Source organism: Paraburkholderia sp. WS6 (assembly GCF_030464835.1).
Lineage (GTDB): Bacteria > Pseudomonadota > Gammaproteobacteria > Burkholderiales > Burkholderiaceae > Paraburkholderia > Paraburkholderia madseniana.
Genome location: NZ_JALQCK010000047.1, coordinates 41,419 through 53,262, shown reverse-complemented (window position 1 = coordinate 53,262; position 11,844 = coordinate 41,419). Strand labels below are relative to the sequence as shown.

Annotated in this window: 12 protein-coding genes; 8 read left to right on the top strand and 4 right to left on the bottom strand. The window is 61.8% G+C overall.

Translation table 11 applies throughout. The features are described from left to right. Nucleotides 1-424: 424 nt before the first annotated feature. The 5 genes from M0D64_RS37305 (at nucleotide 425) to M0D64_RS37285 (ending at nucleotide 5,324) form a co-directional block, all read left to right on the top strand. On the top strand, nucleotides 425-1,189 hold the full coding sequence (locus M0D64_RS37305) for a DUF3348 domain-containing protein (protein WP_266261393.1): 765 nt from the start codon (nucleotides 425-427) through the stop codon (nucleotides 1,187-1,189). A 10-nt stretch (nucleotides 1,190-1,199) separates the two neighbouring features. Continuing rightward, a complete protein-coding gene (locus M0D64_RS37300) occupies nucleotides 1,200-3,554 on the top strand; it encodes a DUF802 domain-containing protein (RefSeq protein ID WP_266261392.1) in 2,355 nt (784 codons plus the stop codon). After that, nucleotides 3,551-4,198 carry an OmpA family protein gene (locus M0D64_RS37295; RefSeq protein ID WP_266261391.1) on the top strand — a complete coding sequence of 216 codons (648 nt, stop codon included), beginning with the start codon at nucleotides 3,551-3,553 and terminating at the stop codon, nucleotides 4,196-4,198. The genes M0D64_RS37300 and M0D64_RS37295 overlap by 4 nt, the downstream gene beginning before the upstream one ends. A 10-nt stretch (nucleotides 4,199-4,208) precedes the next feature. Further along, nucleotides 4,209-4,880, top strand: coding sequence for a DUF2894 domain-containing protein (locus tag M0D64_RS37290; protein ID WP_266261390.1), 672 nt, complete (start codon nucleotides 4,209-4,211; stop codon nucleotides 4,878-4,880). Nucleotides 4,881-5,030: 150 nt separating this feature from the next. Continuing rightward, entirely contained in the window at nucleotides 5,031-5,324 is a 294-nt protein-coding gene (locus M0D64_RS37285) for a transposase (protein WP_266261389.1), read from the top strand. A 273-nt stretch (nucleotides 5,325-5,597) separates the two neighbouring features. On the opposite strand, the gene M0D64_RS37280 is transcribed toward M0D64_RS37285, so the two are convergent. The 4 genes from M0D64_RS37280 to M0D64_RS37265 form a co-directional block, all read right to left on the bottom strand. Next, entirely contained in the window at nucleotides 5,598-5,822 is a 225-nt protein-coding gene (locus M0D64_RS37280) for a hypothetical protein (protein ID WP_266261388.1), read from the bottom strand. Nucleotides 5,823-5,953: 131 nt separating this feature from the next. Further along, nucleotides 5,954-8,068 (bottom strand): phosphocholine-specific phospholipase C, encoded by a 2,115-nt coding sequence (locus M0D64_RS37275; RefSeq protein WP_266261387.1) that lies wholly within the window; start codon nucleotides 8,066-8,068, stop codon nucleotides 5,954-5,956. Between the two features lie 27 nt (nucleotides 8,069-8,095). Beyond that, a complete protein-coding gene (locus M0D64_RS37270; protein WP_166618301.1) occupies nucleotides 8,096-8,272 on the bottom strand; it encodes a hypothetical protein in 177 nt (58 codons plus the stop codon). 141 nt (nucleotides 8,273-8,413) lie between these two features. Next, complete coding sequence (locus M0D64_RS37265; protein WP_266261386.1) at nucleotides 8,414-8,833, bottom strand: hypothetical protein; 420 nt, start codon at nucleotides 8,831-8,833, stop codon at nucleotides 8,414-8,416. A 277-nt stretch (nucleotides 8,834-9,110) separates the two neighbouring features. On the opposite strand from M0D64_RS37265, the gene M0D64_RS37260 reads away from it, so the two are divergent. The 3 genes from M0D64_RS37260 (at nucleotide 9,111) to M0D64_RS37250 (ending at nucleotide 11,806) form a co-directional block, all read left to right on the top strand. Continuing rightward, on the top strand, nucleotides 9,111-9,668 hold the full coding sequence (locus M0D64_RS37260) for a hypothetical protein (protein ID WP_266261385.1): 558 nt from the start codon (nucleotides 9,111-9,113) through the stop codon (nucleotides 9,666-9,668). Between the two features lie 30 nt (nucleotides 9,669-9,698). Beyond that, complete coding sequence (locus tag M0D64_RS37255; protein ID WP_266261384.1) at nucleotides 9,699-10,322, top strand: hypothetical protein; 624 nt, start codon at nucleotides 9,699-9,701, stop codon at nucleotides 10,320-10,322. A 239-nt stretch (nucleotides 10,323-10,561) separates the two neighbouring features. Then, nucleotides 10,562-11,806 (top strand): acyl-CoA dehydrogenase family protein, encoded by a 1,245-nt coding sequence (locus M0D64_RS37250; RefSeq protein WP_266261383.1) that lies wholly within the window; start codon nucleotides 10,562-10,564, stop codon nucleotides 11,804-11,806. The last annotated feature ends 38 nt before the right edge of the window (nucleotides 11,807-11,844 follow it).

The window sequence follows — 11,844 nt, the reverse complement described above, 5'->3', positions numbered from 1 at the left end:
GTCGGGTTTTTGTATGGGGGTGGAAGGTCGGCAACGCGGACGGCGAGCGCACGGCGCGATATGCGCCGCGCGTGCCGTGCCGGACCAGGGTGCGACAGAAGTGACAGGGCATCCTAGTCGCGAAGCTATGACAGCGAGATGAAATGGCTGGACGTGGGCGGTGCCGTGCCGCCTCTTTCGGGATAGACTACGCCGCGTCGGCGCGGTGCATCGCGCCGCCCGACCGCCGTGACCATTCAGTCGATAGACGGTGTAGAAGCCGCCCAATTAACGTCGTAAAAACCCTCATGGCGGCCCAAATCACCGCATCGCGATCGACCCGTTGGCCGCGCTGAAACCCCTCGCTTACCCTGCCCACTCATTAAGGGGCTGCATCCCTCACCCCGCCGCCGTGTAAACTGCTGACTTTTTTGACTCTGGTGGTATGGTGCAAGCCCCACAGCGCACAGCTTTCAGTGGCCCGGCGCTCATTCGTTTACTTGCTCGCCTGACCGACGTCGATGTTCCCGAATCCAGCCAGTCGCTTTCGGACCGGCTAAGCCAATGGCTCGGCTGGACCGACGCGATCGCGTTGTCCTCGGCGCTGAGCAACGCTCCGCCTGCCGTCGCCGCCGGCGCACGCGCCTTCAGCGACGCTGAAGAGAGCGAGTGCGCCCGCGTGCGCGCATCGTTGGCGGATGCCATCGTCGGCGATAGCATGTTTGCCGTCGCGAGGCGTCGCGGCTCGGCGGCGCAGGGGTTCCCGCAAGGCGCCCCGGCGGATGCGCCAGTCGATTACGCGGTTTTTCGTCAGCGCTACCTCTCCTTGCAACAGTCGATGGAGACGGGCATCGGCACCCTGCGCGCCCGCCTGCGGGCCATGCTGGCCGCCAGAACGCCCGCCATGGCCCGGCTCGCGGTGGTGGACGCCGTGATGGAGCGAGCGCTCAGCGAGCGTGAGCGGAGTCTGCTGGCCGCCGTGCCCGGCTTGCTCAAGGGGCACTTCGACCGCTTGCGCGAGGCGGAGCAACAGACGCTGGCCGACGCCGAAGCCTCGGGGGACGCCGCAACCGTCCCACCCGCCACACCCGCCGCACCCGGCACGTGGCTGAACACGTTCCGCAAGGATATGCAGAGCGTGTTGCTGGCCGAACTGGATGTTCGTTTACAACCGGTCGAAGGGCTGCTCGCCGCCCTTCGCACCTGCTAACTGGGACACTATGTCCAGATATCTCAATCTCGTTGTTTTTCTGGTCGGTCTGGCCGCGGTGTGCTGGATCGGTGGCGGCTACGTCGGCTCGAATGTGCTGGCGTTGGCGGTCACGCTGTTGATTGGCACCTGCTACCTGGCAGGCGCGCTCGAGCTGCGGCGCTACAGCCAGGCCACGTCCACGCTGGCGCGTGCGGTTGCGGGCCTGTCCGGGCCGCCGCCCAGCCTGGGCGGCTGGCTTGAGCCCTTGCATCCGAGCCTGCGCAATGCGGTGCGCCTGCGCGTCGAAGGCGAGCGTGTGGCCTTGCCGGGCCCGGCGCTGACGCCGTATCTGGTCGGTTTGCTCGTGTTGCTGGGCATGCTCGGCACGCTTCTCGGCATGGTGGCGACCTTGCGGGGCACCGGCATGGCGCTGGAAAGCGCGACGGACCTGCAAGCTATCCGCGATTCGCTCGGCGCGCCGGTCAAGGGACTGGGCTTCGCGTTCGGCACGTCGATTGCGGGCGTGGCCACATCCGCGATGCTGGGACTGCTTTCGGCGTTGTGCCGGCGTGAACGGATCGATGCCGCGCAGTTGCTCGACGTGAAGATCGCGACGACCTTGCGCATCTACTCGCAGACCCATCAGCGCGAGGAAAGCTTCAAGCTCCTGCAGCGGCAGGCCGAGGTGATGCCCACGCTCGTCGATCGTCTGCAGGCAATGATGACGGCCATCGAACAACAGAGCCTCGCCTTGAGCGAGCGGCAGCTCGCCAGCCAGGACGCTTTCCACGGCAGAGCCGAAGCCACCTATACGCGCCTTGCTGCGTCCGTTGAACAGTCGTTGAAGGAGAGCGTCGCCGAAAGCACCCGCGCCGCCAGCGCGGCGCTGCAGCCGGTCATGGCGGCCACGTTGGCGGGTCTCGCGCGCGAGACGGCCGCGATGCACGACACCGTCACGCACGCCGTCCAGCGACAGTTGGACGGGCTCTCGACCGGATTCGAGGCAACCACCTCCACCGTCGCGGGCATCTGGAACAAGGCGCTTGAGGGGCAGCAGCAATCGAACGAGGCGCTCACCCGGCATCTGGGCACGTCGCTGGATCGATTCACCGAGACCTTCGAGCAACGCTCGGCCGGCTTGCTGGAAGGCGTCTCCGCGCGGCTGGAAACAACGGCGGGCAGCGTGTCGGCAGCGTGGAACGAGGCGCTGTCACGGCAAGAACAGGTCGGCGAGAATCTGGCGGGACACAACCAGCAAGCTTTGGCGGCGGCCGCTGCGACCTTCGAGCAGCACTCGGCGTCACTGCTACGCGCAGTGGGCCAATCGCATACGGACTTGCAGACGGAATTGGCCGCGCGAGATCAGCAACGATTGGCGATCTGGACCGAGACGCTCGGTTCAATGGCCGCTACGCTGAACAAGGAATGGGAGCAGGCGGGCACGCTTAGCGCGAGCCGGCAGCAGGAGATCTGCGATGTACTCGCACAGACCGCGCGCGACATCTCGGCCCAAACACAAGCACACGCGAGCAGCACGATCGCCGAGATCGACCGGCTTGTGCAAGTGGCTGCGGATGCCCCCAAGGCCGCCGCAAACCTGCAGGCGGAACTCGCCGCACGAGACCAGCAGCGGCTGGCCGCCTGGACCGAGACACTCGGCTCCATGGCCACGACGCTGAGCAAGGAGTGGGAGCAGGCCGGCACGCGCAGCGCGAGCCGGCAGCAGGAGATCTGCGACACGCTGGCGCAAACCGCACGCGACATCTCCGCTCAAACACAGGCGCACGCGAGCAGCACGATCGCCGAGATCGGCCAGCTTGTGCAAGCCGCGTCGGAAGCTCCGAAGGCTGCAGCCGAAGTGGTCGCCGAATTGCGTCAGAAGCTCTCCGACAGCATGGTCCGCGACACCGCGATGCTGGACGAGCGTAGCCGCCTGCTGGCAACGCTGGAAACCCTGCTCGATGCCGTCAACCATGCGTCCACCGAACAGCGCACCGCCGTCGACGCGCTCGTCGCCACATCGGCGGATCTGCTGGATCGTGTCGGCACCCGTTTCACCGACAAGGTCGAACTCGAAACCGGCAAGCTGGGCGCGGTGGCCGCGCAGGTCACCGGCAGCGCCGTCGAAGTGGCGAGCCTCGGCGAAGCATTCGGCGCGGCCGTCCAAGTGTTCGGCGAGTCGAACACCACGCTGGTCGCGCATCTGCAGCGTATCGAAGCCGCGTTGGACAAGTCCCTCGCGCGCAGCGACGAACAGTTGGCCTATTACGTTGCCCAGGCACGAGAAGTCATCGACCTGAGCATGATGTCGCAGAAGCAGATCGTCGAAGACATGCAGCACCTCGCCGGCAAGCGGGCGTCTGTCGGAGCTGAAGCGGCATGAGCGAGGAAATCGACGGCGGCGTGGAGACCACGGCGCCCATCTGGCCAGTCTTCGGCGACCTGATGTCGGTGTTGCTGGGCGCGTTCGTGCTGATCCTGGTGGGTGTCATCGGTGTGCAACTGGAACTCTCGACCCGGCTTGCGCAAGAGGTCAAGCAGCGTCAGATGGAAACGCAGCGCCGCAAGACCCTGGAGCAGGCGCTGGCGGGACCGCTGGCAGCGGGGCGTGTCACGCTGGTCAACGGACGCATCGGCATCAACGGCAGCGTGCTGTTTGCACTGAACTCCGACCAATTGCAGCCCGAAGGCCGGGACGTCCTGAAGAGCCTGGCGGGGCCGCTCTCCGCCTACCTCCGGGCCAATGACCAGATCCTGATGGTGAGCGGCTTTACCGATGACCGGCAGGTACGGGAAGCTAACCGTCGCTTTGCCGACAACTGGGAGCTCTCGGCCCAGCGCGCGCTGACGGTGACCCGTGCGTTGATCGATGCAGGCGTTCCCGCCTCGTCCGTATTTGCGGCCGCGTTCGGCTCGCAGCAGCCCGTCAGCACGAATGCCGACGACCAGGGCCGGGCGAAAAACCGGCGCGTGGAAATAGCGCCGGTCCCGAGGCCTTCGAGCGCAACGGTGAAGCCTCGTGAGTAGTGTGAGTCATATGAGTACTAGCGCTAGCGAAGTGACAGGCGGCGCCCGGGCAACGCTCGACGCATGGCGCGAGCGCGGCGCCGATCGCCTGGATCCCATCCGCTTTCATTTCATCGAGGCGCTGGATAGGCGGGCAGCGGGTCATAGCGGCGAGGCGCGGCGTCTCCTGGATGAGAGGCTCGCCAAACTGATCGAGGCGTATGCGGTCGATCTCGAGCACGCTGCATCCAAGGCTGGCGATGCCGACATCGACACCAAGGCATCATCCGGCGAAGCCATTCGCGGAGCGCTGGCCGGACTGGTCGACTACATCGCCAGTCACGCGCCTGCCGACGGTAACGCCCTCACAGCGGGTAGCGTCGCGCCTCGGCCATCGTCCTATCCGGAACTGGAGGCGCTCGACTACTTCAGGGAGACCTGGTCCAAGGTCCGGTCCGAGAAACAGTTGCGGCAGTCGCTGAAGAAAGCGCCGGGCAATGCCGGTCCGCTCAACTCAAGCAGTCTCGTACATCGATCGCTCTCGTTGATGAGCGAGTTGTCGCCGGGGTATCTCCAGCAGTTCCTGTCGTACGTCGACGCCTTGTCGTGGATGGAGCAGATGAACGGCGGCGGTACGTTGCCGGCTAAAGATGCGCCTCGCGCCGCAAGCGCCAAAAAGAATACCAGGGGCAAATCGCGTTAGCGCGAGGGCAGATCTGTCGAGCCCCTGGGCCACCACAATCCGGCCAAAAGCAATCCCCCGGTTTGCGCCGCTTTAACATCCGAAATCGCGATTTAGCAGAAATACTCTACTTGGGATAATCAGATTGTACTGGCTAGTTAAAATCTGAAAATGCCCGAATCCCCGCTGTCTGATGAAGATTGGCAACGCATTGCCCACCTGTTCCACCACGACACCACACCGAGAGTCGGCCGACCACGGCGAGATCCGCGTGAGATCGTGAACGCCATACTGTGGATTGTTCGCAATAACGAAAAGTGGCAGCGTCTCCCCGCAAGCTTTCCGCCATCGCAAACCTGCTACATCAAATGGCTGGAGTGGCGACGCGCCGGCATGATGTCGAAGGTCTTCGCCGAACTTGGCATGAACGAGCAGTTGGAGTGTTCAAACGGCACGCAATGTTGAAGTGGTAAAACCGGACAGGAAGAATCGAAACGCCGCGGATCACATCTATCCGCAGGTTGCGCTGGCCAACGCTCGTCATGTTCGAGCCGAAGTCCACTTCACGAATACCGCACCGACCTCCCGCAAGACAGCCTCCCGACCGGGCATGTCAAGCGCGGGCGCATCGTAATAGGCTGCGATCAAAAGCGGTGTGCTGCGCGCGGGCGTCGATTCCGGCTCACCATAAAAAACGGGCCAGTCCTATGTAGAACTGGCCCGCTCACAGCGAAAAAATCACGCCTGAGGATTCGTACCGTCTGCGGCCTGAGCGTTGTCGGCGTCGTCCTGCTTCTCGCCGTCTTTCTTCTCGACTAGCGACTCCAATGCACCGGCGCCTTCAAAGCCTGCAACCGCTGCAATGCCTTTCGTTAGCAAACCTGCTTCCGGATCGACTTTTTCTGCTGCTTCAACGGCCGCTACTGCACCAGCGATCTTGCCTACTTCGTCCAAGAGTCCCATTTCGCCCTCCGCGAGAAAAAGTGAAATGCCATCCTCTCACGAACTCCGCGGCTTGTCGCCAAATGTAAAATTGACTTACCAGTTTGCGGCCGCCCCGAAATGACATTGAAAGAAATGTCCACTCCGTACGCCTAAATCGCCTTCGTCACCGGCGCGGTGGCCGCCGGATCGGTGATGCTGGTGTGGCCTGTTTCCACATGACCTGCAATGCGCCGCAACCAGCCCGCATTGCCTGCAACCGTCAATTGAAAGTCATACCACTGGCTGCTGCATGACAGGTCCCAATGCGCCTCCACACTGCTCCCCGCGGGCACGGTCAGCGTGCGCGGCGCCTGTCCATAGGCGACGTCGGCCGCGGTGACCGTGAGCGGCGCGCTCCCTGCGTTTGACAGCGTCACGTAGACATTGCCGTTGGCCACGTCGTAACAGGTCACGACATCCGGCTTTGCCGCGGCATCCGCGGTGGACGAGCCCGCGAAGCGCCGGAAATAGCCGTTCGGGCCATAGACGTTCACCATATAGTTACCGTTCACGTCGAATGCCCACGTATCGGTCAACTGCTTGCCGGCTTCGACGGTGTAGCGACGCGGCATTGCAGTCGGGTCGCCCGTGTACACCCAGAAATGCGCGCCCTGCGTGCCGGTGTTCGCAAACGTCAGCACATACCCTTGCGACTGCAACAGCCCATTCACATGCAATTCATACGGCAACGCCCGCGCGGGACGCGTGCCCGCCTCCTGCGCCGTCACCAGTTGCTGAGCAGTGCTGGCCGGCGCAGCCTGCGCCGTGGAACGCGCGCATTGCAGATCGGCCTGTGCGACGTAGGTTTGCGTGCTCGGCAGCGGCGGCACGGTCGAATCCGATTTCGAAAAGTCGAGCGCCGTGGTCAGGTCGCCGCAAACGGCTCGGCGCCACGGTGAGATATTGGTCTCGACTACGCCGAAACGCTTTTCGATGAATTGCAGCACCGACGTATGATCGAACACCTGCGAGCAAACAAAACCACCCTTCGACCACGGCGACACGACCGTCATCGGTACGCGCGGCCCGAGGCCGTACGGCAGGTTGTCGGCAGTATAAGTGCCGGCCTGCGTCGCGGTCACGACGTTGTGCCGTTCGAGCGAGATGTCCACGGTGCTCATGCCGGAGCCGGGCACCGTAGGCGCCTGCGGCGGCACCACGTGATCGAAGAAACCGTCGTTCTCGTCGTACATGATGAACAGGACGGTCTTGCTCCACACGTCGGGATTCGACGTCAGCGCGTCGAGGATCGTCGAGATGTAATTGGCGCCATAGAGCGGCGTGAATTTCGGATGCTCCGAATACGCGGCGGGCGGCAACAGCCAGGACACCTGCGGCAATGCACCGGCCTGCACGTCGGCCTTCAACTGTGTCAGCGTGCGTGTGCTCATGCCACGGTTCTGCAGCGACGAACCCGCCGGTGCGTTCACGAAATTCTGGAACGAGGCCAGCATGTTCGTGCCGTAGTTGCCGCTGAAATTGTCGAAGCCGGTGCCCTGCTGATAGATCTGCCAGGAGATGCCGGCCGTTTCCAGCCGCTCGGGATACGTGGTCCAGTTGAAAGGCTGCAGCTTGATGGTATCGAACTGGTTGTCGATGTAGTCGGTGTTGTCGAGTAAAGGGCCGCCACCCGTGGCAAGCGGGTCGACCATCCCCGTCATTAAATACATGCGGTTCGGGTGCGTGTTACCCGGAATTGAACAGAAGTAGTTGTCGCACACAGTGAAGGCGTCGGCGAGCGCGTAGTGGAACGGAATGTCCTCGCGCACGTGATAGCCCATCGTCATGTTGGTCTTCTGCACGGCCCACTTGTCGGCACGGCCGCTGTCGATCGCGCCGTGCGTGGTGGCCCACGTATGCGGCAAGCCGCCGATGCACTGCGCGTTGACGTTCGGATTGGTCGTGTCGTAGCGGAACGGCGCGATCACCTTCGTCTGATCCTCCTGACGCGGCTGGAACCAAACCGGCTGGCCATTCGGCAGCGTCACGGGGAAACGGTCGTTATAACCGCGCACACCGCTCAGATGACCGAGATAGTGATCGAACGAGCGGTTCTCCTGCATGAACACGACAATGTGCTGCACGTCCTGGATCGTGCCCGTGACCGAACTCGGTTCGATTGCCAACGCCTTGCGAATCGATTCGGGAAACAGGGTGGTGGCGGCTGTCGCGCCAGCCAGTCCGGCGGACAGTTTCAGAAAATCTCGACGAGTTTTGGTGACCATGCGGTGGACCTAATTTGAATTCTGGACTCAGGAGGCGGGCGGCACGAAGCCAGGCGGGCAACTCATGCGCGCATTCGCGACGGTGGCGTTGCCGCATGCTGCCTTGACCGGCGTGGACGATACGCCGTCGCCGCATGCGCTGAGCAGCGCTGCCGCAGCAATAGAACAGACGAGCGCAAAAAGCCGGAATGCCGACGTCGGCATGGAAGTCTCCGTGGAAATAAACGACGGACGCGATCGCGCGTCAGCAACCGCCGCGCTCTGGCGCAAGCGGTGCCGAGACAATAGTTTCGATTTATTACATGCGAGTGTCGTGCTGGAAAGCAGGTGGACTACGTGTAATCGCTAGCGCCTAGGTGGCTGCGGGTTATTCGCGGGATTAGTATCGAACCGGGCGACGCTTTTAATGCCATCGTCACCGGCGAGTGCCGTCAATTCAGCTTCCATCACGTCGGTGATTTCCTTGCCGTATATCTCGTCGCCATTCACGTAGACAGTGAATGATTGCAAGTACTTCGCTTTCTTCTCCGGGTTTTCGATTGTCTGCCGGGTCCATTGATAAAGCGGATAGTTTTCCAGGCCCTGCTTTTCCGCTTCACTCACGTAGTCGGCGAAAGCGTCGAACTGACATTTCAAGGTCGCGTTGTGCTTGCGCAGCACATTGCGAAGCGCAGCATGCGAGGCACCGGCCGGGTCAGTACGCAGATCGTTTGCAAGTTCGGGTGAGACGGTGATTCTTAGCTGGAATTGCCATGTGGGTTCCATGTGGACCTCGGTATCGAATCATGAGCGCGCGCTAGCGGAGATGAGTCAGTGCTATTGGCAGTAGTCCAATTTCCTGGCATCGACCGGTTAATGCTGAATTACTCCGCCGATACATCTCGCATAATAGTATTACGGAACGCTTTCAATTACAAAAAGAGAATAACTCTTCAGTCAATTTTTCTCCGGACTTGCCGATAACACGTGAACTGCCTTTACATAAGCGTCGAGGCGGTCGGCCACCTCATTTTGACCATAACCAAAGAGGCATTAGAAGCCCATGTTTGCTCTGCGAAGGATTCTCCTTTTAGCCCCCATTGCCGCGCTCGCCGCGTGCTCGGTTGTCGCGCCACCCTATTCGGCTTCTGTCGACAATATCCAGACGCTGAAGAACGCATCTCCCGTAGCAACGCGTCTCGGCGCTTTCACCAACGACCCAACCGATGGCAATCACTCATCGGTGCAACTGCGTGCAAATAGCATGCGCTCGCCCGTTGGCGATTCGTTTGCCCAATACCTTTCGAGTGCTCTACAGCAGGAACTGACGATCGGCCGTGCGCTTTCACCCGACGCCAAGGTCGAACTGAGCGGCGTGCTGCTGAAGAATAACGTCGATGCCAACATCGGTACAGCCACGGGCACGATCTCCGCGCGCTTCATCGTCAAGCGTGGTGCCGAGGTGCGATACGACAGCGTGAAAACCGCCACGACGCAATGGGATTCGTCGTTCGCAGCCGCGATCGCGATTCCGCGGGCGACCCAGGAGTATCCGCTTATCGTCCAGAAACTGCTCGCGTCGCTCTATGCGGATCCCGCGTTCATGCAAGCCATCCATTAATCCCTCTTTTCTCAACGAGCAGAAATCATCATGAAGCTGATCCACTTTATTCGCAGTATCGCGGTCACCGGCGCCATTGCGTCGCTCGCAGGTTGCGCACACGACATCACCATCTCCGGCGACCCGGCAGCGCTCACAGCAACATCCACTACCGCAGCAAACTCGACAGCGCAAACGCAGCCGATCAACAAGACGGTTGGGCTCGTCATCACCGACGACCTGCGCGCAAAGGAAGTTGTCTCGCCAGGCGGTGGTGGCGACAAGGTGGCCTACAAACCGTATCGCGATCTGGAGCTCCCGATCTACGTCGAACTCGGCCAGGTGTTCAGCAATGTTGTGAAGCTGAATGCCGCGCCTGATCAGGCAACCGTCCAGGCAAAAAGCCTGAGCTATGTCGTCACACCGACCATCTCGACAACATCGTCATCGCCGAGCCTCCTGACCTGGCCGCCGACCGACTTTTCGGTGACGCTCGTGTGTACCGTGACCGATCCGACCGGCAAGCTCGTGACGAAAAAGGAAGTGACCGGCAACGGCCACGCGGAGTTTGGCGAATTCAAGCGCAACTTCGGTCTCGCCGCACAGCGCGCGACGATTGACGCCGTGCAGAAGTTGCAGGCAGCTATGCAGGATTCGCCGGAACTGCGTCAGTAAGAGCAGGCCGCCATGATCGGCGCCCGCTGGATTCAGCGGGCGCATCACCTTAAAACTGCTGTCAGACAAGCAGTCCATCAGCACACTGCTCGCAATCCAGCAATTTGAACCCCCGCCCCGACCCATAGAGCAACGCGGCAGGACGCCCGCCTCGATGGCATAGCTCGTGCTTTGTAGTCCATATGGTCAAGAGCCCAATCGCTCTGCCTTACTCCACCTATCGACTCAAGAGCAGGCGCATGACATCACAAAACTCGCGTGAAAAACTCCCGCTTTCGTACGGCACCGACTATGAACAGTTGGCTGCCAGGTTCAGGCCCATCTTCACCCGGATCGCGGAAGGCGCGCTCGAACGCGAACGCACTCGTGCGCTGCCGTACGAGCAGATTGTCTGGTTGAAGGAAGCAGGGTTCGGCGCAGTCAGAGTGCCGCGTGAATACGGCGGCGCCGGTGCGTCGCTTCCGCAGCTCGTGCAACTCCTGATCGAACTGGCCGAGGCCGATTCGAGTTTGCCGCAAGCGTTGCGCGGCCATTTCGCCTTCGTCGAAGACAGAATCAACGCAGCACCCGGCGCTGCACAGGAAAAATGGCTGCAACGCTTCGTGGCGGGCGAGATCGTCGGTAATGCGTGGACCGAAGTCGGCGCGGTCAAGATCGGCGACGTGATTACGCGTGTCTCGCGGCACGGCAATCAGTGGGTCGTCAACGGAACCAAGTACTACAGCACGGGCAGCATTTTTGCCGACTGGATCGACGTCTACGCGCAGCGCGACGACAACGGCGCCGACGTCATCGCGGCAGTGAGCACGCACCAGTCAGGCATTAAACAAAGCGACGACTGGGATGGCTTCGGTCAACGTACCACCGGAAGTGGGACGTCCGTATTCGAAAACGCCGTGGTCGACGAAGAGAACATCATCGACTTCTCCACGCGCTTCAAATACCAGACAGCGTTCTATCAACTCGTGCTGATCGCGGTTATCGCAGGTACTGGGCGCGCCGCATTGCGTGACATCTCGCATGAAGTGCGCAAACGCACCCGGGTGTACAGTCACGGCAACGCGCCACGCGTCAGCGAAGACGCCCAGGTGCAGCAGGTGGTCGGGCAAATAGCGGCACGCGTGTATGCGGCGGAGGCCGCGGCCGTGCGAGCCGCGGAACCCTCACAAAGAGCGTACGAAACGCGCTTCGGCGTGGACCGCGATGTTGAACACGCAGCGAACGTGGCGGCCGAAATCGAATCGGCAAAAGCCCAGGTCGCCGTGGCCAGTTTGATTTTGCAGGTGACCACCGACCTGTTCAATGCACTCGGTGCTTCGGGCACTAGTGAAAACAAACTACTGGACCGCCACTGGCGAAACGCGCGCACTGCAGCGTCGCACAATCCGCTGATCTATAAGGAGCGGATTGTGGGCGACTGGGAAATCAACCGCAAAGAGCCGCCCTTCGTCTGGCAGATCGGCAACAGCAGAACCGCGGCATAGTCCGCTACCGCCGCGAACGCGGCGATACACAGCAACAA